Origin of the sequence: Salinibacterium xinjiangense, assembly GCF_014645015.1 — a bacterium.
Lineage (GTDB): Bacteria > Actinomycetota > Actinomycetes > Actinomycetales > Microbacteriaceae > Rhodoglobus > Rhodoglobus xinjiangensis.
Window position 1 is genome coordinate 191,872 of sequence record NZ_BMLC01000004.1, and the last position, 22,937, is coordinate 214,808.

Sequence of the window (22,937 nt, forward strand, 5' to 3'; positions counted from 1 at the left end):
CGCGGTGGCCACCTTTGCGCGTGAATTCGGCGGACGTGTCGCGACTTCGGAAAACTTGCCCGTACAGTGAAGCTGAGCAAGGAGGCCCCGTGCCGAAATTCACCGTCATACGCAGTGAGGCGACCTTCGTCGACCCCCAGGGCGTCACCATTCACTACTACGAGTGGAAAGCGGCCAAGCCCAGGGCGATCGTGCAACTCGCGCACGGCATCGGCGAGCACGCGCTGCGGTACGAAGACCTGGCGCAGGCCCTCGTCACCGCCGGGTACTCGGTGTACGCAGACGACCACCGAGGCCACGGCGCGACGGGCATGCAGCAGTACGGCGACGACGTTTCCCGGCTGGGGCGACTCGGCATCGGCGGGCTTCGCGCCACGATCGAGGCCGTGCGCCAGCTCTCCGGGATCGCACGCACCGAGAACCCGGGCGTCCCCCTTGTGCTGCTCGGTCATTCGTGGGGCTCGCTGATGGTGCAGATCATCGTCAACGACCACTCGGCCGACTACGACGCGGTCGTGCTCACGGGCACCGCGTACCGCACACCCCAGTTCATGAACGGTGGCGACCTCGCGGCCAAACACCGTCACCTCGGCCCGACCGGCTACGACTGGCTGTCCCGAGATCCAGCAATCCTCCAGGCCTTCGTGGATGACCCGCTCACGTTCGACGCCGAGGTGCTCAAGTTATTCGGGGTTGCCGACGGCCTGCGCCTCTTCGGTCGCCCGGCGAAGAACCTCGAGCGCGACGTTCCTCTCCTCATCATGATCGGAAGCGACGACTCGCTCGGTGGGGAGAAGAGTGTCGAGAAGCTCGCAGACTCCTATATCCGCCGGTCGAAGCTGTCTGACGTCATGGTCGTCGTCTATCCGGATGCCCGGCACGAGATCTTCAACGAGACGAACCGTGACGAGGTCTTCGCCGACCTGGTGGCGTGGCTCGACACCCGGGCGCCCGTCTAGACATTTCCCCTGCAGCCCCTGCTCGCCGGCCCCTGGCTCGCCGACTACCTTCCGAAATGACGGAGGCTGCGGCATCCACACCCGCAGCCACGGGAGGCGATGCCGAGACAAGGGCACGAACTCCGTCATTTCGGAAGCGTGCGGCAGCTGCGGAAGGGCCGGGTTGCGGCACAAATGAAACGGGCGCCGCCCGCGAGTTAGGCTTTCTTCAGAGAGAGGCGGCCACACATGCACGGTGAGTTCAAGGTCCCCGGGGGCAAGCTGGTCGTGGTCGACCTCGAGGTCGATGATGGCGTGATTTCCGGATTCCGGCTCGCCGGTGACTTCTTCCTGGAGCCCGATGGTGCACTCGACAGCATTGACGAAGCCATCAACGGCATGCCCGCCGGCTCAGACGCTGCCGCGTTTGCGAAGGCGATCAACGTAGCCCTTCCCGCGGGCGCGCTGCTGCTGGGCTTCTCGCCCGAAGCGGTGGCCACCGCGATCCGCCGCGCCCTGCAGAAAGCCACGGGGTGGCGCGACTACGAATGGCAGGTCATCCAGGGGCCAGCGGTCGACCCCGTGCTGCAGATGGCGCTCGACCAGGTACTCTCCGAGGAAGTCGGGGCGGGCATCCGCAAGCCGACGCTGCGCATCTGGGAGTGGGAGAAGCCGGCCGTCGTGCTCGGCAGTTTCCAATCCGTGAAGAACGAAGTGGATGAGGCGAACGCCACCAAACACGGATTCGATATCGTCCGCCGCATCTCCGGCGGCGGTGCGATGTTTATGGAGGCGGGTTCGGTCATCACGTATTCGATCCACGCCCCCGCCGACCTGGTGCAGGGCATGAGCTTCGCCGACTCCTACGCGTTCCTGGACGAGTGGGTCATCATCGCCCTCAAGTCGCTCGGCATCGACGCGTCGTATGTGCCACTCAACGACATCACGAGCCCCACGGGAAAGATCGGTGGGGCCGCACAGAAGAGGCTCGGCGACGGCGCCGTGCTCCACCATGTCACCATGAGCTACGACATGGACGGCGACAAGATGGTCGAAGTGCTGCGCATCGGGCGCGAGAAGATGAGCGACAAGGGCACGAAGAGCGCTAACAAGCGCGTCGATCCCCTACGCAGCCAGACCGGACTGAGCCGTGCCGAGATCATCGACAGGATGAAAGCCACGTTCTCGAGCCTGTATGGCGCGACGCCCGATGAGATCACTTCTCAAGAGATGGCGAAGGCGGAGCAGCTGGTCGTCGAGAAGTTCGGCACCGAGGAGTGGCTGCGTCGCGTCCCGTAAGCCATGCCATGCCGCGCACCTGGGGCAACCAAGCGAGCCTGATCGCCCCGGGATAGCTACAGTCGAATGATCGCCTTGCCGACGTTCGCGCCGTTCATCATGCCGGTGAAGGCGTCGAACGCGCTGTCGATCCCGACGGAGATGGTCTCGTCGAACACGATCTTCCCGTCTTCGAGCCATCCGCGCATGGCTTCGCCAAACTCGGGTGCGAACTGGAAGTAGCTGCCCATAGTGAATCCCTTGAGGGTGAGTCCGCGGGTCACAATGTTCGACATGTTGCGCACTCCGATGTCGCTGTCAGCGTTGTACAGGGAGATGGCGCCACAGATTGCGGCGCGGCCGCCGTCGTTGAAGGCACCCAGGGCGGCCGTGAGGTGCTCCCCGCCGACGTTGTCGAAATAGACGTCGATGCCGCCGGGTGCGGCCTTTGCCAGCTGGCCCCGGAGATCGCCGTCGCGATAATTGAAGGCGGCGTCATAGCCGTACTTGTTGGTGAGCAAATCGACCTTCTCGGCCGTGCCGGCGCTGCCCACGACGCGGGATGCGCCGAGCAGGCGAGCGATCTGACCGACCATCGTGCCGACTCCACCGGCGGCGCCGGAGACGAAGACGATGTCGCCCTCTGTGACGTGCGCGATCTGCGTGAGTCCGACCCACGCGGTGATCCCCGTGATGCCGAGCACACTGAGGAACAGCGAAGGCGACACGCCCGGGACGTTCGGGAGGGGCTGGAACTGGGCCGCCGAGCCCTGGGCGAGGTCACGCCAGCCGAGTTGGTGCTGTACGAGCGAGCCGACGGGCAACGCAGCATCCTGCGATTCGATGACCTCGCCGATCGCGGCGCCCTGCATGGTTTCATCGAGGTTGAAGGGCGCAATGTACGAACGGCCCCCGTTCATGCGACCGCGCATGTACGGGTCGACCGAGAAGAACGTGTTGCGCACGCGAACCTCGCCGACACCGAGTTCGGGAAGGGTGATCTCGATCCTGGCGACGTTGTCGACCGTCGGCTCGCCCGTGGGGCGCGAGACGAGTTGCCACTGGATGCTGGTGGTCGTGCTCATGGGGATGTCCTCTCCTGGGGGCCGGTCAGTTCTTGTCGGCGACGATGCGCTCGGCGACGGCGACGGATGACGCGGGGTTCTGCCCGGTGTAGAGCTGGCCGTCGACCACGATGTGGGAGGCAAACGGCTCCGGAGCTTTCGAATATTCCGCGCCAAGCTCCACGAGCCGGGTCTCGACGAGCCACTTGGCCCTGTCGGCGAGGTGGTTCAGCTCTTCCTCGCTGTTCGCGAAGCCGGTCATCCTGCGACCCTTGAGCACCCAGTCGCCAGTGGACGTGTCGTTCGCGGCGAGCAATGCGGCCGGGGCGTGGCACAGCACTCCGAGTGTGGTGTTGGACTTCACAGCGTCCACGATCAGCTGGCCGGAGTCCGCGTCGACGGCGAGATCTTCCATCGGGCCGTGCCCGCCGGGATAAAACAGCACGTCGTAGTCGCCGATGGTAACGGCATCCACTTTCTTCGGGTTCTTGAGCACGGCATCCAGTGCGGTGATCCTCGAACTGAAGTCGGTAGCGCGCTCGGCCGAGCCCGCTCCGCTCTCGCTGAGGCTGACGGTGTCGAAGGTGGGCGCAACGCCCGCGGGGGTCGCGATGTCGACCTTCCAGCCCGCCTCGGTGAAAATCCGGTACGGCTCGAGGAATTCCTCAGCCCAGACGCCGGTGGGGTGCCGGGTGCCGTCGGCGAGTGTCCAGTAGGTCGCTGCTGAGAGCACCATAAGTACGTTGGTCATCATTCTCCTTTATCAAACCGATTGGTTCGATCGTAGGCTTCGCTGTATTCTCAGTCAAACCAATCGGTACGGTAAGGAGATGCGCTGGGATGGATCCGATAGCGCCCCGCGACCAGCTGCGCGGACGAGAAACCCGGCAGCGGGTCATCGATGCTGCGACCGACGAGTTCGCCGAATACGGCGTCGCCGGTGCCCGCATCAACCGCATCGCAGGAACGGCCAAGGCCAGCAAGGAACGCATCTATGCGTGGTTCGGAGACAAGGACTCCCTGTTCGGCCACGTGATGCAGAACGGACTGGACACTCTTGCTGACGCCGTCCCCATCGATGTGGATCTCGTCGAATACACGTTAAGGCTCTACGACTACTTTGCCCGCGACGAGAGCGCGCAGCGGATCGCCGTATGGGCATGGCTCCACGACTCGGCGACCGCCGGTGCATTCTCGAGCAGTCGCACACGGGGGTACAGCCACAAGCTCGACGTCATCCGGCAGGCACAGGGCGAGGGTCTGGCCGACCGGGCCTGGCGACCGGAAGAACTGCTCGCCCTGCTACTCGCGGTTGCCGTCAACTGGCATCGATCGCCCGCCGAACTGCGGGCGATCGACCCATCCGGATTCCATGCAGACGCCGTCGCACAGCGGGATTCGGTGCGGCAGGCCGCACGCAGGCTCGTGGTGCCTCCCGAGACCGACGTGACTGTTCCCCGCCCGATCGGATTCGGCTGAAACCCTGTAGGTAGGGCCTGTGCCTAGGACCGCGCGCCTGGGACCCCGGGCTTGACATCTTCCTGGTCGGTGGTGCCGCATACACTGTGACAGTGGAGCCCTGGATTGTCGTACTCGTCATCGTGGGCATCGGCGTCGCATTCTATCTCGCTCAGCACTTCGGGCTCATCGATCTCTCCGACAAGAGCAAGTCGTCGGGTCGCGGCGGCGGAGGCATCGCCGGGATCGGCGATGAGGTCTTCCACCCGGCCAGGCACGAGGCGCAGGTCGAGATGGATCGCCAGTCGATCCTTCCGGCTCCCGCTCCGCTTCCGGGGGATGGGGACTTCGGCATCTATGACGGCAAGCTGAAGATCGATCTCACTGAGCGTGGAAAGCACTACAAATCAACTGAGTAGCACACCCGATGACTCCATTCAAGGGTCGCGGCCATGCTCGCACGGCCTGTCTCCGCCACGTACCGTGGACGCATGAGTGATTCAGGGAAAGAGATGCTCGGCGATGCGTCGGGTGATCCAACAAACTCGGCAGTAAAAGATCCAGCCGACTGGGTGACCGGCGATGAGCCGGCCACTGCGCCACAGAAGAGCTACCTCGACACCCTGGCGCGTGAGGCTGGGGAAGAGATTCCGGCAAGCGTCAGTAAGGCCGAGGCGTCCGAGCACATCGATCGCCTCCAGCACAAGACGGGCCGCGGGGTCATCGATAGCGAGGCCTAGCGCCTGCTGGAGCGGCGGTAGTGCAGAACCGGTTTAGCGCGAGAGCAGGTCGTCGTACTCGGGGTGCTCCGAAATCCATTCCGCGGCGAAAGGACAGCTCGGTACGACTCGGTAGTCGGTGTCGGCCCGGATGAGGTTCAGTGCTCCGCGAACGAGCTCACCGCCGAGTCCCGTCTCACGCCGCGCAGGATCGATCTCCGTATGGGTGAGCACGATCGTATTGTCGTGCACCCGGTAGTCGATCTCGCCGACGCTGGCGCTGTCGACCAACAATTCGAAACGGTTCATCTTCGTGTCCTGCTGCACCTCGGTGGTCATGCCGCAAGCCTACGCGCTGTCGCGAATGACCATCCTGGTGGGCATGATGCGCTCCCGTTCGACGTGCTCGCCCCGCAGCAGCGCGAGCAGCATACTGGCCATCTCCACGCCCATCTGCCGTGAGGGCTGGTGCACGGTGGTGATGCCGATCTCGCCGCTCGTCGCGGCGGAACTGTCGTCGAACCCGACGATGGCGACGTCACCGGGCACGCTCCTGCCGCGTTCGCGCAGCACCGAGATCGCTCCGGACGCCATCAGGTCACTTGCCACGAAGACAGCATCGAGATCTGGAGCCATCTCGAGCAGGGATCGCATCGCGCTCGCCCCGCTGGCCATGGTGAAGTCACCCTGTGCACGAAGATCGTCGGCCATCCCGGCCGCGCGTACGGCGCGCCCCCACCCCTTAGACCGATCGAGCGCCGCCTGCATGTTGGCAGGTCCGTCGATCGTTGCTATCCGCTTGCGGCCTTTCTCGATCAGGTAGCGCGCGCCCATCTCGGCACCCGCGGCATTGTCGACGTCGACGAAGTTGTTGATGTGCTGTTCGGGCAGATACGGACGGCCGCCGAAAACGACCGGAATCGTGGCATCCAGCGTCGTGAAGAAGTCGTCGCCCGAGTGGTGGGAGACCACGATCGCGCCGTCGACGTTGCCGCCGAGGAGGTAGCGGATCGTCTTGGCCGATGGGCTGGATGGGCTCGCGAGCTGGAGATTGAGCACATAGTCGCTGTCTTCGAGCCCCTGGGTGATGCCCTGCACGATCTGGGCGAAGAATGGATCGCCGAAGAACCTGGTCGTATCTTCCGGCACCACGAGCGCGATGGCCATGGTCTGGCTGTTCGCGAGCGACCTGGCGGCGCGGTTCGGGATGTAGTTGAGGCGGTCGATGGCCGCGGTCACCGCGGTCACCACATCCGGCCGCACCTGGGTCGATCCGTTGACGACGCGCGACACGGTCGAGCGCGACACTCCGGCCTCTGCGGCTACTGCTTCGAGCGTCGGCGCCGTGCGTTTGCCGTGCAGATCGAGCGTCATGGGGGAAGTCTAGGTCAGAGAGCGTGGGCGGTGATGACGCGAGCCTGGATGATTCGGGCATAGGCGATTGCGCTGTCTTTGGGCGTGCGCGCCTGCGTGTCGTAGTCGACCCTGACGATTCCGAACCTCTTGTCGTAGCCCCAGGCCCATTCGAAGTTGTCCATGAGCGACCAGTAGAAGTAGCCGCTCACGGGCACCCCCTCGTCGATCGCGTCGAGGATCGCGCCAAGGTGTGCCTCCAGGAAGTCGACGCGCTCGGCGTCGTGAACCGCGCCGTCGACCAGTTCGTCGTCGTAGGCGGCGCCGTTTTCGGTCACGGCGAGGGCTATGCCGGTCGGGCCCGTGTACTCCTCGTGCACGCGCCTGAGCAAGCGGGTCAGCCCCTCGGGCTGCACTTCCCAGCCCATGCCGGTCGTGGGAAGGTCGCGCAGGTGCCAGTGCACGTCATCTGCCGCGGGGAAGGGGGAACGCTTGGGCCTGACCGACGGTGCCGCTGTCGACATCGCGGTCTCACTGGGCCGGGAGCTGACCGCTTCACCGTGGTAGTAGTTGACACCGAGTGAGTGGATGGGCGAGCTGATGATCTCAAGATCGCCGGGCTGCACGTGCTGCTCGAAACCGAGGTGCGCGACATCCTGCATCACATCATCAGGATACGAGCCACGGAAGATCGGATCGAGGAAGAACCTGTTGAACTGGCCGTCGATGCGTCTCGCAGCGTCGAGGTCGCCGGCGTCTGTGGGGTCGACGGGGTCGGCTACGGTCAGGTTGAGTGTGATGCCGAGCCGCAGGTTCTCGTCGCGGGCCGCCAGGTCCCTGACGGTCAGCCCGTGCGCGAGCAGCAGGTGGTGGCCGGCAGCGAGGCCCGTGGCCGGATCCTGGAGCCCTGGCGCATGCTCGCCGCCGATGTACCCGAGGAACGACGCGCACCATGGCTCGTTGAGCGTCGTCCAGTTGGTGACACGGTCGCCGAGCGCGTCATGCACACCGAGCGCATAGTCGCGGAACCGTGATGCGGTGTCGCGATTCGCCCAGCCGCCGAGGTCTTCGAGTGCCTGCGGAAGATCCCAGTGGTACAGGGTCAGCCACGGGGTGATGCCGTGGCCGAGCAACTCGTCGATGAGCCGGGAGTAGAAGTCGAGCCCCTTCGGGTTGAACGCGCCTCCGTCCGGCTGCACTCGCGACCACGATGTCGAGAACCTGTACGCCTGCAGGCCCAGGTCTTTCATCATGGAGACGTCGTCGCGGTAGCGGTGGTAGTGATCGCATGCGACCTCGCCATCATCTGCGTTCACGACTGCTCCGGGAACGCGGCAGAACACATCCCAGATCGAATCGGTTCTGCCGTCTTCGTGGGCAGCCCCCTCGATCTGGTACGCGGCCGTGGCAGCACCGAACAGGAAGGTGGGTGGGAAAGAGCGGGAGGCAGGTCGGCTGCCTGCCGTGGTCTGGGCTTCGAACACGATCGTCATTATTCCATCAGCCTTTGACGGCGCCCTGCATGATGCCAGACACGAGCTGTCTGCCGGCAACGATGAACAGGATCAGCAGCGGCACGGTCGACAGGATCACGCCGGCGAGTACCACCGAATAGTCCACGAAGTAATTGCTCTGCAGCAGCGCGAGCGCCACCGGGAGCGTGGGGTTCTGCCGGTCGAGCACGATGAACGGCCAGAAGAAGTTTGTCCACGTGGAGATGAAGATGAAGAGTCCGAGCATCGCGGCGGCCGGTCGGGCGGCGGGGAGCGCCACATGCCAGAAGGTGCGGATCATGGATGCGCCGTCTACTCGGGCCGCCTCGATCAGCTCGAACGGCAGCGCCTGGCCGAAGTACTGTGTCATCCAGAACACTCCGAAGGCCGACACGATGGCGGGCAGGATGACCGCAGCCAGGGTGCCCGCGAGCTGCAGCTTCGACATCGCGATGAACAGCGGCACGATGCCGAGTTGGGTCGGAACAGCCATCGTGGCGATGACGAAGATGAGCAGCCCGGTCTTTCCTCGGAAGCGCAGCTTGGCGAATGCATAGCCGGACAGGGTCGAGAAGAACACGACGCTGACGGCGACCACCGTCGAAACGATGATGCTGTTGCCGATGGCCCGCCAGAAGTTGACACTCTCGTTCTCGAGAACCGAGGCGGCGTTCACAAGGAAGTTGCCGCCGGGCCACCAGACGATGTCCTGCCTGGTAATCGTGGACGCGTCGCCGCTGCCGATCAGGAACGACCAGTAGAGCGGAAACACCGAGCCGAGAATCACGGCGGCGAGAAAACCGTAGGTCAGGAACCCGGGCCGCTGCCTGTTCGCGAGTCGGTTTGGCCGCTGCCGAATCGCGCGTCGCTGTTCGGATGGCGCCGAGCCGACGTGGGGTTCTACGCGTTCGGGAGTGAGCTGGGTGGTCATGCCGTCACCTTCTGCCTGCGAGGTTGGACTGTTTTCGACTTTCGTGGTGTTGCGGTGATGTCGTTCGATGCCGCGATGGTGCGGGTGATAGCGAGGTTCACCAGGCCGATCAGCACGATGATCAGGAATAGCAGCCAGGCGACCGCTGCGGCACGACCGAAGTTCAACTGGCCCCAGCCGAGGTTATAGAGGTAGATCGTGATGGTCATCCACTGGCTGTTGGCACCACCCTGGCCGTATTGGTCGTACAGCCGTGGTTCGTCGAAGATCTGAAGGCCGCCGATCGTCGAGGTGACGATGACGAAGATCAGGGTGGGTCGAAGCTGGGGGATGGTGATCGAGAAGAACTGGCGCGGCTTGCTGGCGCCGTCGATTGATGCCGCTTCGTACAGGTCCCGAGGGATGGCCTGCATGCCGGCCAATAAAATCAGCGCGGTATAGCCCGTCCAGCGGAAGTTGACCATGGTGGCAATCGCGACGTGGCTCGGAAGCTCCTGGGAGTGCCACTGGACGGGGGCGATCCCCGCCTGCCCGAGCAGGTTGTTCACGAGACCGTACTGGTCACCGAACATGTTGCTGAAGATGAGGGTGACCGCGACCGGGGCGACGATGTATGGCAACAGCACGCCCATGCGCCAGAACGTCTTCGCGCGAAGGTTCTCGTTGAGCACGGCCGCAATGACCAGGGCGAATGTCACCTGGGGAATCATCGAGAGCAGGAAGATGCTGAACGTGTTGCGCAGCGCGATCCAGAACTGAGGCTGCTGCAGAACGAAGGAGAAATTGTCCAGGCCGACGAAGTCGCCCTCGCCGCCGATGAGGTGCCACTCGTGCACCGAAACATACGCCGTGTACAGCAGCGGGAAGAGCCCGGTGACGGTGAAGAGGATGAAGAATGGCGAGATGTACAGGTATGGCGAGATCTTCACGTCCCAGTGCGAGAGCTTCTGGGAGAACGCGATCCGCCGGATGCGGCGCTCATCGTCGAGTGCGGTGGTCATGATGTCGATTCCGTGTGACTTGGTGGTGCGGGTCAGGATGGGGCCGCGCGGTCGTGGTGGAGACCGCGCGACCCAAAACTGCTGTGGTTAGCCGAGCGCCTTCACGTCAGCAACGAACTGGGTCCAGGATTCGGAGATCGACTGGGACTTGTCTACGTCGACCCGGGTGAGGGCCTTCTGCAGCGCGTCGTTGATGGGGAAGTAGTGCACGCTCTTGAACGGTGTGACGGTGATCGCCTTCGAACGGTCGGTCAGGATCTGGCCGACCGGGGCGTTGTTGAAATACTCGTTGGTGGCATCGAGCAGGGTCGAGTCCGTGTAGGTCGCGACCTGGCTGGGGAAGGTTCCAGCGTTGGTGAAGGCCTGCAGCTGCTGCTCCGGAGCGGTCAGCCATGCTGCAAACTCCTTCGCCGCCTCGGTGTGCTTGCCCTGTGCCGGAACCGTCAGGTACGAGCCACCCCAGTTTCCGCCGCCGCCAGGGAAGACGTTCGCAACGTTCCAGTCGGAGATGTCGGGAGCGTTACCGGAGATGACTCCGAGCATCCAGCCGGGGCAGAGCATCGTGGCGAAAGAACCGTTGGCAAGCCCTGCGGTCCAGTCGTCGCTCCATTGGCCGAGGTGGGCCGAGAGAGTGCTGCTCGCCTCGAGCACCGAGGTGAAGGCCTCTTCGACCTCGGGGTTCTCGGTCGCGATGACGGTTCCGTCATTCTTCTCGTATGCGTTCTCTACCTGGTTGATGACACCCTGGTAGGTGGCCCCTGCAGAGTCGAACCACGGCTTACCTGTGGCATCCACGTACTGCTGTCCGACCGAGTAGTACTTGTCCCAACCGCCGTCCAGTAGCGCGGCGACGCCGTCCGGGTCGCTGGGGAGGCCGGCGGCCTTGAGCAGGTCGCCGCGGTAGCAGACAGCCTCAGGGCCGATGTCTGTCCCGTAGCCGACGAGGCGGCCGTCGGGGTCGGTCGCCGATGCTGACTTCCAGTCGACCCAGCGGCCGTCGACCTCTGGACCGGAGAGGTCGGTGAGCTTGTCTGAGTACTGCATCATCTCGGCGAGCCAGTCGACCTCGATGGCTTCAACGTCAGCAAGCCCCGATCCGGCACCGAGCTTGGTGAAGAAGTTGTCACGGGCGTCGTTGGAGGTCGCCGCCTTGTTCTGTACGATTTTCACGTTCGGGTGCGACTCGGTGTACTGGGCGAGTAATTCGTCCGTGTAGCCGAAGTCATTGAAGGTCGCCAGCGTGAGGGTGATCTTCTCGTTGGGATCTGCGGCTTCGCCGCCCCCGGGTGCGCAGCCTGTGGCTACGAGCGTGATGGCTGCCGCGCCGGCAACGATTGCGGCGATTGTGCGTCGTGAGGTTCTCACGGTCACTCCTTTGTGTGCGTGGATGGGTGCTGCGAGGGGTACTGAGAGGGGGCGATAAAGTTTGGGAGCGCTCCCAACATCAGCGATGGGAGCGCTTCCACGGTAGCGAGCCCCACACTAGGCAGCGATACGAGATGATGTCAAGGACTTTTTGGGAGCGCTCTCACGCAATGATTACGTGCAAACGCTTGCTTCGGGCTATTTCCCGGCAATGTGGCGGATCGATGCTGCTGGCCAGAGATCCAAATAAATCCGGCGCGGCGGCACCGGCGCATCGAAAAACGGACCAGGCACACCCGAGAGGTGCAGCTGGTCCGTTTGGGAAGGAGGGTCAGGACTTCGGCTTCCCCGAACGGGAATCGGTTGCCGAGCCTGCGATGCCCGAGTCGTTCGAGTCGCCCGAGATGCCCGAGTCGGCGGCGGCGCCCGGCACCACGGGTGCACCTGTCGCATCCGCGGCATTCTGGGCGAGCAGTGCTGCCTCGTTGTCCGCGTTCTCCTGGAGCGCCGACTTCTCACGAAGGGGCGCCGCCTTCAGGAAGAAGCTCAGGACGAAGGCCACGAACACGACAGCGAGCCCGACCCAGTAGATGCTCACTGTTGCGTTGCTGAAGCCCTCGAGGAACGGAGCCGCGAGTCGAGGATCCGAACCGTTCAGGAACGACGTATTCCCATCGAGTGCCGTGCCGATACTGGAAGGGTTCTGCAGCAGCCCGAGGATCTGCTTGTTCGCCGGGTCAGCGAGCACGGCGGGATCCGCGATGGCGACGGCGAGCCCATCCTGCACCGACTTGCTCGCGAAAGCCGTGGCGATGGTGTCGGGAATGCGCGAGAAAAGCACCGAGAACAGCACGGCGACACCGAGCGTTCCACCGATCTGGCGGAAGAAGGTCGACGAACTCGTCGCCACACCGATATCGCGAGGGCCGACGGCATTCTGCGAGGCGATCGTGAGCGTCTGCATCAGCTGGCCGAGCCCGAGTCCGATGAAGAACATACCGATCATGACCCAGATCACGGGCTTGTCTGCGGTCAAGAAGGTGAGCCAGAAGAACCCGACGACCATGAGCGCCGTGCCGGTCTTCGGGAAGATGCCGTATTTACCCGTGCGCGCGATCAGCTGGCCGCTGACGATCGAGGCGATCATGAGGCCGAAGATCATCGGCAGCATCAGGAAACCGCTCTCGGTCGGTGTCGCGCCCTGCACGAGCTGCAGGTACAGCGGAATGGTCATCATGGCGCCGAACATGCCGAAACCGACCAGGACACCGATGATGGTGGCCATGCGGAACGTGGAGTTCCTGAACAGCTTGAGCGGAATCAATGCGTCATCGCCCATGAGCTTTTCGCTCAGGATGAAGGCGGCGATACCGAGTGTTCCGATGACATAGCAGGCGATGGCGTATCCGGAATCCCAGCCCCACTCGCGGCCTTTCTCCGCGACGAGTAGTAGCGGAACGAGGCCGATGACGACGGTCGCAGCACCCCACCAGTCGATGCGCACCTTATGGCGGGTGTGCGGGATGTGCAGGAAGCGCAGCACGATCGCGAGAGCGACCAGGCCGATGGGGAGGTTGATCAGGAAGACCCAGCGCCATCCGGTGATGAACAGGATCTCGGATGTTCCCGAGAGCAGTCCGCCGATCAGTGGGCCGATGACGCTCGAGACGCCGAATACAGCGAGGAAGTAGCCCTGGTATTTGGCGCGCTCACGCGGAGCGAGGATGTCGCCCATGATGGCCAACGGAAGCGCCATGAGCCCACCGGCGCCCAGCCCCTGCAGCGCCCGGAAGATCGCGAGCTGGTACATGGAGTCCGCGAAGCCAGCGGCGACGGAACCGATCAGGAAGATCACGATGGCGGCTATGAAGAGCGGTCGACGACCGAAGATGTCGCTGAGCTTCCCGTAGATCGGTGTCGTGATGGTCGACGTGATCAGGTAGGCGGTGGTCACCCAGGCCTGGAGGGCGAGCCCGTCGAGGTCGTCAGCGATCGTCCGCATGGACGTGCCCACGATGGTCTGGTCGAGTGACGAGAGGAACATCCCCGCCATGAGTCCGAAGATGACGAACAGGATCTGGCGATGCGTCATGACGCCGCCAGCATCCGCAATGGCCTGGGCCTGCTGCTTGCCCTTTGATTCGACGCGTGTCATCGTTCCTCGTTCGTTCTGGATCGTCATCAGATGTGGAACGCAGAGAAGATGACTATCCCGGCATCAGGGATGTCATAAATCTTTGCGCAGACTGCAAAGTTATACCGGATGCACTCTTTTCGCAAGTCAACGGCCCGGAGTTCCCAGCCGGATGCGGCGGCAGCAGTGAGGTGCGGCAAACGCAGGTCCGCAGCCGCGGGGAGCATGTCATCGCCGCACCTCACCGTATCCGGCGAGAGGCAGCGTCGTAGGATCGTCGGGTGACAGAACTTCGCCACCGCGCAGGGCCCCGGGGGGCGGTGAAACGTCGCCGCATGATCGTGATCGCCGGTGCCGTGACTGCCGTCGTGATGACTGTCGCCGTGGTGGCGATCATCGCCGCAATCCCGGTGCTCGCGCCGAACGCAGCCCCCACCGCGCTCGCGACGAGAACGCCCACTCCGACCCCTGCGGTGACGCCCTCATCCACCCCCGCCCCCGTTCCTATCCCCACGCCGACGTTCGATGCCGGAGCCCAGTCCATCGATGACCCGAACAGCTACTGGGTGATCGCAGACAAACTGCGCCCCCTCAATCCCGCCGACTGGGAGCCACCTGACCTCGTCGAGGTGCCCGTGGCGTACGCCAACCAGCCATTCCTGCGCCAGGTGGCGTCGGATGCTGCGGTGGCGATGTTTGCCGCCTTCGCTTCCGAGAGTGGCGGGCTGCAGATGCAATCGCAGAGTGCGTACCGCAGCTATTCGACCCAGGAGAGCGTCTACGCAGGATGGGTTTCGAGCCTCGGCCAGGCCGGCGCCGACCTGACGAGTGCTCGGCCGGGGTATTCCGAACACCAGACCGGGCTCTCGATCGATGTCAGTGCGTCACCCGCGAACTGCACACTCGAGCAGTGCTTCGCCAACACTCCGCAAGGGCAGTGGCTGGCCAGTGAGGCCTGGCGCTTCGGTTTCGTGCTGCGGTACCCCAATGGCAAGTCCGATGTGACGGGTTACGAATTCGAGCCGTGGCATATGCGCTACGTCGGGGCGGAGCTGGCCACAGAGTTGCACACCACCGGCGTGCAGACGCTCGAGGAGTTCTTCGGCCTGCCGGCAGCTCCCGACTACGCGGGCTGAGCCGCGGGAATCCGATCCACTGATCGAGTGACGGTGATGGCCATGATCACGAATCCCGCTGCGAACAGCACCAATGCCACGGTGCCGAGCCCGAGGTAGATGTGGCCCGGCTGCACCAGGATCGCCCCGACCGTCGCGAGCACGGCTCCCGGTAGGGCCACGACCCCGGCGACACGGAAGGCTGCGATACCGGCCACGATGCAACCCGCGACGAGGCTGACCACGCCGATGGCGGCGAGGGTGCGCGCGACCGCGAAGATCGGGCCGGTGGCGTCGCCGCTGCCCGCCATCACGAGTGCGCCGCCGGCAACACCGGCAAGGATGTCGAGAGAGGTGTAGAACGTCGCAAATCCGTATCCGAACAGGGCGGCGACTCCGCCGAACCACCGTCCGGCCCTGCGGGCGATCAGCCAGGGTGCCAGGCCGATGAGCGGGAAGACCGGGATCAGCACGAGATGCAGGTTGCGCCACAGCTCAGCGCTACCGGCGGTCAGGTGCGCCGGATGCGCCAGCCCCACTGCAGCGCAGGCGACGGCGGGCAGCGAGACGAGCAGGACGAGAGTGAGGCGGCTCATCCTGCGAGCGCCGCATCCACGATGGCCCTGGCCTCGGCCTGCACCTGGAGCAGGTGCTCGGCACCCTTGAACGATTCCGCGTAGATTTTATAGACGTCTTCGGTGCCGCTCGGTCGGGCGGCGAACCAGGCGAACTCGGTGGTCACCTTCACTCCACCGATGGATGCCCCGTTCCCCGGTGCCTCCGAGAGCCTGGACGTGATGGGATCTCCTGCCAGCTCCGTGGCCGTGATCGCGGCGCCGCTCAGCTTGCCGAGTCTCGCCTTCTGCTCCTTGGATGCCGCGGCATCCACCCGCTCGTAGGCCGGACCGCCGAACTCCTCGACCAGCTCGGCGTACAGCACCGAGGGAGACTTGCCGGTGACCGCGAGGATCTCGCTCGCGAGCAGCGCCAGCAGGATGCCGTCTTTGTCTGTCGTCCACACGGTGCCGTCTTTGCGCAGGAAACTCGCGCCAGCGCTTTCCTCTCCGCCGAAACCGACCGAGCCGTCGACGAGTCCGGGAACGAACCATTTGAATCCCACGGGCACCTCCCACAGTTCGCGGCCGAGCGCGGTCGAGACCCTGTCGATCATCGAGCTCGAGACGAGCGTCTTTCCGATGGCGGCGTCCCGGCTCCAGCCGTCACGATGGGTGTAGAGGTAACGGATGGCGACAGCCAGGTAGTGGTTGGGGTTCATGAGGCCGCCATCGGGGGTGACTATCCCGTGGCGGTCCGCGTCGGCGTCGTTACCGGTGAGGATGTCGAACTCATCACGCCGTGCGACGACGGATGCCATGGCGAAGCGTGACGACGGATCCATGCGGATCTTGCCGTCCCAGTCGAGAGTCATGAACGACCACGCGGGGTCGACCGACGGGTTGACGACGGTGAGGTCGAGGTCGTACCGCTCGGCGATGAGTTTCCAATAGTTCACGCTCGCGCCCCCGAGCGGATCGGCGCCGATGTGAAGCCCGGCCGCGCGGATCGCCTCGATGTCGATGATGCTCTCGAGGTCGTTGACGTAGTTGCCGCGGAAATCGTATGTCCCCGCCCGCACGGCCGTCCCGTCGCTTCGTGACGCGTCGGAACCGGCGGGTGTGGTCCCCGCTTCGGAAGGCACTGCCCGCCTCACGTCACGGCTGCCGTCGGCGATGATCGCGTTGGCGCGGTCGGCGATCCAGCCCGTCGCGTCGCTGTCGGCCGGCCCGCCGTGCGGAGGGTTGTACTTGAATCCGCCGTCGCGCGGGGGGTTGTGGCTCGGCGTGATGATGATGCCGTCAGCCTGGTCATCATGACCTTCGGCGTTGTACCTGATGATCGCGTGGCTCAGGGCCGGGGTGGGCACGAAATCGTCGAACTCGTCGACCAGAGCCCGCACACCGTTAGCCTCGAGCACCTCGAGCGCGGTCGTTTCGGCCGGTCTCGACAGGCCGTGGGTGTCCCGTCCGATGAATAACGGCCCGGTGATTCCCTGCGACGCGCGATACTCCACGATCGCCTGGGTGATGGCGGCGATGTGCACCTCATTGAACGCGGTGTCGAGCGACGAGCCGCGGTGGCCGCTGGTGCCGAAGACTACGCGCTGCTCGGGGATCGAGACATCCGGAACCAGTGCATAGTAGGCACGAACCAGCTCGTGCACATCGATGAGGTCAGAGGGCTGGGCTGCGGTGCCTGCGCGATCATTCATGCCGCCCAGTCTTGCACTCGCGCCCCGCCGATACACTCGTCACCATGCCAGACAGCGCCAATCTCACCCCTGCCGCAGCGGAGACGTACAGCTACCTTGGCCCGGCCGGAACCTTCACCGAGGCGGCCCTGAAGCAGGTACCCGCTGCCGCCGGGAAGTCATGGCGCTCCGTCAACAACGTGGGTGAGGCGCTGGACGACGTGGTCACCGGCCGTTCCGTGGCCGCCATGATCGCGATCGAGAACTCGGTGGAGGGCGGCGTGAGTGCCACCCAGGACGCCCTGGCGAGCATCCCGAACCTGCGGATCGTCGGCGAATACCTCGTGCCGGTCAATTTCGTTCTGGTGGCCAGGCCGGGCACGACCCTGGCCGACGTGAAGGTCGTCAACGCCCACCCGGTCGCCTACGGGCAGACGCACCTCTGGCTGGATGCGAATCTGCCCAGCCACGGCCACCTTCCGGCCACCTCGAATGTCGCGGCCGCCGCCTCCCTCCTCGCGAGCGACCTGGCGGATGCTGCCGTCGCCCCCCCGGGCATCACCGACCATCACGACCTGGTCGTGCTCGCCGAGGCCATCGGCGATAACCCCAACGCCGTCACCAGGTTCGTGCTGGTATCGCGTGCCGCGGCACTCCCGGCGCCCACCGGCAGTGACAAGACCTCGATCATCGCCGAGCTTCCGGATGACACGTCAGGCCGCCTCCTCGAGATGCTCGAGCAGTTCGCCACCCGCGGTGTGAACATGAGCCTGATCGAGTCGAGGCCCATCGGCGACGCCCTCGGCCGATACAGGTTCGTCATCGACCTCGATGGGCACATTCTGGACGAGAGGGTCGCAGACGCCCTTCTCGGCCTCAAGCGGTTCAGCCCACGTGTAACCTTCCTTGGCAGTTACCCTCGCGCTGACAAGCTCGCCATCAGCGTGATTCCACGCTACGACAACGATGCGTTCGTGGATGCGCGGGCCTGGCTGCGGGGGCTGCTCACCGGCGAGCCGCTGCCGCCGCCGGCGCGGCCCTAGACCGCCGCGGGCACCCGCACCGTGAGCGCGCCCGGATCCACCCAGGCATGCACGCTCTTGGCTTCACCGAATTCGTCGCCATCGAGCTGGAACTCCTGCGGGCTCTCCACGGTCATCCGAAGAGATGCGGCCGTGACATAGGTCACATCGCGCACGTCCGCCGACAGGTCGATGATCTTGCGGCCGATGGCAGACTTGCGCAGCACACCGTTCTCCCACGCGATCTTGCGCCAGATATTCGCCCAGCCAAACGGCCCCTGCGGCCGGAGGGCGGCGATGTCGAGCAGGCCGTCATCAGGTTTCGCGTCAGGCATGAGCAGGAGTCCGCCGGGAAGGAGTCCGCAGTTGCCGACCAGGATCGTGTGCACTTTGATCGACTTCGCCGGTTCGTTGTTGAGACGGTAGGTGAGCCTGATGGGTTTGAGCTCCGGAAGAGATCGCGCAATCCCGTCGACGTACGCCAGCCAGCCGACAGCCTTTTTCAGCGTACTGCTCGTGTTCTTGATCATCTTCGCGTCAAGACCAAGGCCGGCCATCACCAGGAAGCCGCGTTCCTCCGATGCTCCATCGTCGCGCACGATCTCGACCATTCCGAGGTCGATCACCCGGTCATCGCCCCCGAAAGCGATCTGCACCCCGGCGTTGAGATCCGACAGGGGCAGTTCGAGGTTTCTCGCGAGCAGGTTGCCCGTGCCCGAAGGGATCAGGGCAAGGGCTACCCCGCTGCCGCGAAGACCTTCGGCGACCGCACGGACGGTTCCGTCGCCACCGGCGGCGAGTACGACGCTGGCGCCCCGCCGGATGGCGCTGGCCGTGACCTCCTGGCCGGCATCCTCCAGGGATGTCTCGAACCATGCGGTCGTTGCCCATCCGTGCGCGGCCTCGGCCGCCTCGACGGAAGCTCGTAGCTTCTTGATGTCGACCTTGATGGGGTTGTAGACCACCGCAGCGCGCTTCGGCCTGGAGGCGGGGGTATTCTTCACGCCGCTTACGGTACGGCATGGGCTGGGTAGGCTGTGTGAGTGATCGACCCCCAGCTTCTCCGCGAAAACCCGGAATCCATTCGTCGCTCGCAGCAGTCTCGAGGTTCATCCGTCGCCCTCGTCGACGATGCGATCACGGCCGACTCCAACCGGCGTACCGCAATCCAGCAGTTTGAGAAGCTGCGTGCGGAGCAGAACGCATTCGGGCGCACAGTTGCCACCGCGCCCAAGGAGGCGAAGCGCGCGCTTGTACTCCAGGCCCAGGCCCTCGCGGCCCAGGTAAAAGCGGCACAGCAGAAATCGATGGATGCCGAGGCCGAGTTCACGAAGTTCGTCGGGGCGATCGGAAACGTCACGATCGACGGCGTTCCTGCCGGCGGCGAGGACGACTGGAACCTCATTCGCGAGGTCGGCACCCCCGCCACCTTCGACTTCGAGCCGCGAGATCACGCCGAGCTGGGTGAGCTACTCGGTGCTATCGACATCGCCCGCGGGGTGAAAGTCTCGGGCAGCCGTTTCTACTTCCTCAAGGGTGTCGGCGCAAGACTCGAACTCGCGCTCATGAACATGGCCCTCGACAGGGCGCTCGCCGAGGGTTTCATCCCGCTCATCACGCCGACCCTGGTGCGGCCCGAGATCATGGCGGGTACCGGATTCCTCGGCGAGCACGCCGATGAGGTCTACTACCTCCCCGCCGACGATCTCTATCTCACAGGCACGAGCGAGGTCGCGCTCGCCGGATACCACTCCGACGAGATCCTCGAACTCTCCAAGGGGCCGCTGCGGTACGTGGGTTGGTCGACCTGCTATCGCCGGGAGGCCGGTTCTGCCGGGCGTGACAACCGTGGCATCCTGCGCGTGCACCAGTTCAACAAGCTCGAGATGTTCACCTATGTGCTTCCGGATGAGGCCGAGGCTGAGCACGAGAAGCTTCTCGCCTACCAGGAGTCGATGCTGCAGGCGTGCGGGCTCAGCTATCGGGTGATCGATGTCGCAGCGGGCGATCTCGGCTCCAGCGCGGCGCGCAAGTTCGACGTCGAAGCGTGGGTTCCTACCCAGAACGCCTACCGTGAACTCACCAGCACCAGCAACTGCACGACCTTCCAGGCCCGACGGCTCGATATCCGCCACCGCACGGAGTCGGGCAAGACCGCGCCGGTCGCGACCCTTAACGGCACGCTCGCAACGACCAGGTGGCTGGTCGCCATACTCGAGACCCACCAGCAGGCTGATGGGTCCGTTGTGGTTCCGGATGCCCTGCGCGGGTACCTCGGCGGCCTCGAGATCTTCGAGCCGATCGTATGAGCGCCGCATCTGAACGGTGGCTCATCGCTCTGGATATCGACGGAACTGTGCTGCGCGAAGACGGCGTGATGAACGATCCGGTGATCGCCGCCGTGGCGAAAGTGCGGGATGCAGGGCACGAGGTCATGCTCGCGACGGGTCGCTCCGTCGCCCTGACACTGCCGATCCTCGAAAGGCTGTCGATCACGCCCGAGTACGTGGTCTGCTCCAACGGCGCGATTACGCTTCGACGCGATCCGGATGCGCCTACCGGGTATGCGCGCGACTATGTCGAGACCTTCAACCCGAGCGAAGTGCTGACGACGATCCGCTCGAACCTCGAATCTGCCAACTATGCGGTGGAGGACGAAGATGGTTTCTATAAATTCACCGGGCATTTTCCCGAGGGAACCCTCGGCGCTGCGAGCAAGAAGGTGGAGTTCGACGAACTGCTTCTGGCACATGCGACCCGTGTCGTCGTGATCTCACCCGGGCACAAGATCGAGGATTTTCTTTCAGTCGTCGAGCGGATGGGCCTCCACAAGGTGAGCTACAACGTCGGCTGGACGGCCTGGCTCGACATCGCGCCTGACGGCGTGAACAAGGCGACAGCTCTCGAGCGGGTGCGACAGCTGCTCGACATCCCTCGATCACGCGTCATGGCGGTCGGTGACGGCCGCAACGATATCGACATGCTCGAGTGGGCGTCGGTCGATGGTCGCGGGGTGTCGATGGGCCAGGCTCCGGATGAGGTGATCGCGGCCTCCAATGAGCGCACCGCGAGCGATATCGATGACGGCGTCGCGGCGCTTCTCGAGGCCTTCTGACCCGGAGTCGCACACGAGTTCGCGAGCGCCGGCATTCTGTCGGCTAAACTCTCGAGTTGTACCAGGAGGGCTGTCCGAGCGGCCGATGGAGCCAGTCTTGAAAACTGGTGGGCAGAAATGTCTCGCGAGTTCGAATCTCGCGCCCTCCGCAACAGGGGTTTCCGTCAATCTCATAAGAATTTTCAGGAAATCGCGAGTAGGCAGCTGGGTTCGGGTCAAAGCCTGTGGTCAGCTGCTTTTTTCTTCCCGCGGGGGCGGCTGAAGGTGGGTATAGGCATCCGACGACTATCGCTGCCTGAACGCAGGCCTCAGGCCTATATGCCGCCGAAGCGGATCGCGGCGGTGATCACCCGAGGGTCCGGCCAGTCCTCACAGTACTGATATCGATAGGCGAGCTGAACCTTGCCGTCAGAACTGATGACGAACTCGCCTGGGAGTTGCCACGGGCTGTCGACCGACGCGATCTCCGTACCGTGACGCGCCGCGGCGAGCTGTTCGCCCGCAGCCGCGTCGCGGCGGAGAAAGCTATCCGGGGCATCAAAAAGGATTTGTGAGGGAGTCCCATCGAGGAGGTCGAATGCGCGGTAAGCGATTCTTTCAGGGTCTGAGAGGATGGGGCAGACGATGCGATTGCGCTCCCGGTATTCGGCGGAACGGTCCGGATCTGCCTGGCCGATGACCACAACGGAAGCGCCAGCATCGATGTACTTCGAATACTCGGCCTCAAGACGAGCGGCACGGTCGAGACCGCAGCTGCACCCAAAGTGCCTCCAGAACAGGAGGACCGCCGGCCCATCCGTCCAGAATGTCGACAGTCGGACCAGCTGCCCCGTGTGATCCGCGAGTTCGAGGTCTGGTGCGGAGTCGCCGATCTGGAGCGGGATCCGGTCCCATCGCAGCCGTAGCGGGCCTTGGTGCCAGGCGTCCAGCCATTTCTGCTCCGCCTGCTGCAGTGTGCTCATCATGCACCATCCAGACCCATGAATTCTTGGCCACGACCCTAGCGTTGGGGTGTTGATCACCGCTAGACCCCGTATCGAATTGCATCCATTCAGGAACAGAGGTCAGAAGCCTGTCTCTCTCAGTTGAAGTGACTTCTGAGTACCCCCCCCCATCATGTGCCTCGAGGGTCAAGCCTCGAGGCCTCGCCTAAGGGGAATTGAAATCTCAGGTCGACAAGGTCCGGAGCGTCTTCGGCAGCGGCGGTATCGCCAACCCGGGTGTTCGAGTAGAGGTGACCACCCGCACGTGGAGGTGGGAAATTGACCACAGTGCGCTAGGTCAGGTGGGCAGCGTGAAATTTCCTTCTCCCGCGTTCGCGGCATTCCACGCGGGGCGGAGCGTTTGCGGATCGGCCGACCTGCTCGACGCCAACGGCTATGGGGCCACAGTATTTCACCGGGTGCCCGGCGCAGGCTTCGGGTCCGCATATCTGTACGTGCGTAACGATCTTCTGGACTCGTCCATGTCCGCGCGGTCTCTTCGTCTCGTCACAGTCATCGGCGGCGAGCGAACGCCTCACCACGATCATCTCGCCGGGCCGTTGCCGGCCGATGTGCGGGAGGTCTACCAATCACAGGTCAGTGACTTCGTAGCGGTGCTCGGACTGAAATAGCCATAAGACTGCCCGACGCGGCGTCGTATCGCGGACGCGTGCGCGGAGCGCGCGGGCAAGCCGTTTCGGATCTAGATGGGCCTGTCGT

23 protein-coding genes and 1 tRNA gene are annotated in these 22,937 nt (G+C 64.3%); 11 read left to right on the forward strand and 13 right to left on the reverse strand.

Going from position 1 to position 22,937, the window contains the following annotated elements:
* Positions 1-89: 89 nt before the first annotated feature.
* Together IEW81_RS12765 and lplAB are read left to right on the forward strand one after the other, a co-directional pair.
* On the forward strand, positions 90-959 hold the full coding sequence (locus tag IEW81_RS12765) for an alpha/beta hydrolase (RefSeq protein ID WP_097061671.1): 870 nt from the start codon (positions 90-92) through the stop codon (positions 957-959).
* A 228-nt stretch (positions 960-1,187) separates the two neighbouring features.
* Positions 1,188-2,237, forward strand: coding sequence for a lipoate-protein ligase LplAB (lplAB, locus tag IEW81_RS12770; RefSeq protein ID WP_097061672.1), 1,050 nt, complete (start codon positions 1,188-1,190; stop codon positions 2,235-2,237).
* Between the two features lie 56 nt (positions 2,238-2,293).
* Here lplAB and IEW81_RS12775 read toward each other — a convergent pair whose 3' ends face one another.
* Positions 2,294-3,301, reverse strand: a complete 1,008-nt coding sequence (locus IEW81_RS12775) for an NADP-dependent oxidoreductase (protein ID WP_097061673.1) — start codon at positions 3,299-3,301, stop codon at positions 2,294-2,296.
* A 25-nt stretch (positions 3,302-3,326) separates the two neighbouring features.
* Entirely contained in the window at positions 3,327-4,031 is a 705-nt protein-coding gene (locus tag IEW81_RS12780; RefSeq protein WP_097061782.1) for a type 1 glutamine amidotransferase domain-containing protein, read from the reverse strand.
* An 89-nt stretch (positions 4,032-4,120) separates the two neighbouring features.
* Between IEW81_RS12780 and IEW81_RS12785 the strand changes: the two genes are divergently transcribed.
* The 3 genes from IEW81_RS12785 (at position 4,121) to IEW81_RS12795 (ending at position 5,478) form a co-directional block, all read left to right on the forward strand.
* Entirely contained in the window at positions 4,121-4,759 is a 639-nt protein-coding gene (locus tag IEW81_RS12785; protein WP_097061674.1) for a TetR/AcrR family transcriptional regulator, read from the forward strand.
* 92 nt (positions 4,760-4,851) lie between these two features.
* Positions 4,852-5,157 carry a hypothetical protein gene (locus tag IEW81_RS12790; RefSeq protein WP_097061675.1) on the forward strand — a complete coding sequence of 102 codons (306 nt, stop codon included), beginning with the start codon at positions 4,852-4,854 and terminating at the stop codon, positions 5,155-5,157.
* A 72-nt stretch (positions 5,158-5,229) separates the two neighbouring features.
* Entirely contained in the window at positions 5,230-5,478 is a 249-nt protein-coding gene (locus IEW81_RS12795) for a DUF3072 domain-containing protein (RefSeq protein ID WP_097061783.1), read from the forward strand.
* 33 nt (positions 5,479-5,511) lie between these two features.
* Here IEW81_RS12795 and IEW81_RS12800 read toward each other — a convergent pair whose 3' ends face one another.
* The 7 genes from IEW81_RS12800 to IEW81_RS12830 form a co-directional block, all read right to left on the reverse strand.
* Positions 5,512-5,796 carry a GNAT family N-acetyltransferase gene (locus IEW81_RS12800; RefSeq protein WP_097061676.1) on the reverse strand — a complete coding sequence of 95 codons (285 nt, stop codon included), beginning with the start codon at positions 5,794-5,796 and terminating at the stop codon, positions 5,512-5,514.
* 9 nt (positions 5,797-5,805) lie between these two features.
* Complete coding sequence (locus tag IEW81_RS12805; protein ID WP_097061677.1) at positions 5,806-6,831, reverse strand: LacI family DNA-binding transcriptional regulator; 1,026 nt, start codon at positions 6,829-6,831, stop codon at positions 5,806-5,808.
* A gap of 14 nt (positions 6,832-6,845) precedes the next feature.
* A complete protein-coding gene (locus IEW81_RS12810; protein ID WP_097061678.1) occupies positions 6,846-8,303 on the reverse strand; it encodes a GH1 family beta-glucosidase in 1,458 nt (485 codons plus the stop codon).
* A 7-nt stretch (positions 8,304-8,310) separates the two neighbouring features.
* Positions 8,311-9,234 carry a carbohydrate ABC transporter permease gene (locus IEW81_RS12815; RefSeq protein WP_097061679.1) on the reverse strand — a complete coding sequence of 308 codons (924 nt, stop codon included), beginning with the start codon at positions 9,232-9,234 and terminating at the stop codon, positions 8,311-8,313.
* On the reverse strand, positions 9,231-10,235 hold the full coding sequence (locus IEW81_RS12820) for a carbohydrate ABC transporter permease (RefSeq protein WP_097061680.1): 1,005 nt from the start codon (positions 10,233-10,235) through the stop codon (positions 9,231-9,233). Before IEW81_RS12820 ends, IEW81_RS12815 begins: the two co-directional genes overlap by 4 nt.
* 87 nt (positions 10,236-10,322) lie before the next feature.
* Complete coding sequence (locus IEW81_RS12825) at positions 10,323-11,606, reverse strand: ABC transporter substrate-binding protein (RefSeq protein WP_373285400.1); 1,284 nt, start codon at positions 11,604-11,606, stop codon at positions 10,323-10,325.
* A gap of 325 nt (positions 11,607-11,931) precedes the next feature.
* Positions 11,932-13,692, reverse strand: coding sequence for an MDR family MFS transporter (locus tag IEW81_RS12830; protein WP_097061784.1), 1,761 nt, complete (start codon positions 13,690-13,692; stop codon positions 11,932-11,934).
* Between the two features lie 323 nt (positions 13,693-14,015).
* Between IEW81_RS12830 and IEW81_RS12835 the strand changes: the two genes are divergently transcribed.
* A complete protein-coding gene (locus IEW81_RS12835; RefSeq protein WP_229671400.1) occupies positions 14,016-14,870 on the forward strand; it encodes a M15 family metallopeptidase in 855 nt (284 codons plus the stop codon).
* On the opposite strand, the gene IEW81_RS12840 is transcribed toward IEW81_RS12835, so the two are convergent.
* Positions 14,858-15,445 carry a hypothetical protein gene (locus tag IEW81_RS12840; protein ID WP_097061684.1) on the reverse strand — a complete coding sequence of 196 codons (588 nt, stop codon included), beginning with the start codon at positions 15,443-15,445 and terminating at the stop codon, positions 14,858-14,860. The genes IEW81_RS12835 and IEW81_RS12840 overlap by 13 nt on opposite strands.
* A complete protein-coding gene (gene pgm / locus IEW81_RS12845) occupies positions 15,442-17,118 on the reverse strand; it encodes a phosphoglucomutase (alpha-D-glucose-1,6-bisphosphate-dependent) (RefSeq protein WP_097061685.1) in 1,677 nt (558 codons plus the stop codon). Before pgm ends, IEW81_RS12840 begins: the two co-directional genes overlap by 4 nt.
* Positions 17,119-17,162: 44 nt before the next feature.
* Between pgm and pheA the strand changes: the two genes are divergently transcribed.
* A complete protein-coding gene (gene pheA / locus IEW81_RS12850) occupies positions 17,163-18,140 on the forward strand; it encodes a prephenate dehydratase (RefSeq protein WP_097061686.1) in 978 nt (325 codons plus the stop codon).
* Here pheA and IEW81_RS12855 read toward each other — a convergent pair.
* Positions 18,137-19,123: a diacylglycerol/lipid kinase family protein gene (locus IEW81_RS12855; protein ID WP_097061687.1), complete on the reverse strand. Its 987-nt coding sequence runs from the start codon at positions 19,121-19,123 to the stop codon at positions 18,137-18,139. The two genes, pheA and IEW81_RS12855, sit on opposite strands and share 4 nt — an antisense overlap.
* 39 nt (positions 19,124-19,162) lie before the next feature.
* Here IEW81_RS12855 and serS point away from each other — a divergent pair, with 39 nt between their 5' ends.
* The 3 genes from serS to IEW81_RS12870 all read left to right on the forward strand — a co-directional run bounded on the left by serS (position 19,163) and on the right by IEW81_RS12870 (position 21,383).
* A complete protein-coding gene (gene serS, locus IEW81_RS12860) occupies positions 19,163-20,428 on the forward strand; it encodes a serine--tRNA ligase (protein WP_097061688.1) in 1,266 nt (421 codons plus the stop codon).
* On the forward strand, positions 20,425-21,234 hold the full coding sequence (locus IEW81_RS12865; protein WP_097061689.1) for an HAD family hydrolase: 810 nt from the start codon (positions 20,425-20,427) through the stop codon (positions 21,232-21,234). Before serS ends, IEW81_RS12865 begins: the two co-directional genes overlap by 4 nt.
* A gap of 64 nt (positions 21,235-21,298) precedes the next feature.
* Positions 21,299-21,383 (forward strand) — tRNA-Ser (locus tag IEW81_RS12870).
* A gap of 165 nt (positions 21,384-21,548) precedes the next feature.
* Here IEW81_RS12870 and IEW81_RS12875 read toward each other — a convergent pair.
* Positions 21,549-22,196, reverse strand: a complete 648-nt coding sequence (locus IEW81_RS12875; protein ID WP_097061785.1) for a peroxiredoxin-like family protein — start codon at positions 22,194-22,196, stop codon at positions 21,549-21,551.
* Between the two features lie 332 nt (positions 22,197-22,528).
* Here IEW81_RS12875 and IEW81_RS12880 point away from each other — a divergent pair, with 332 nt between their 5' ends.
* Positions 22,529-22,849 (forward strand): hypothetical protein, encoded by a 321-nt coding sequence (locus tag IEW81_RS12880; protein ID WP_143544728.1) that lies wholly within the window; start codon positions 22,529-22,531, stop codon positions 22,847-22,849.
* Positions 22,850-22,937 lie beyond the last annotated feature (88 nt).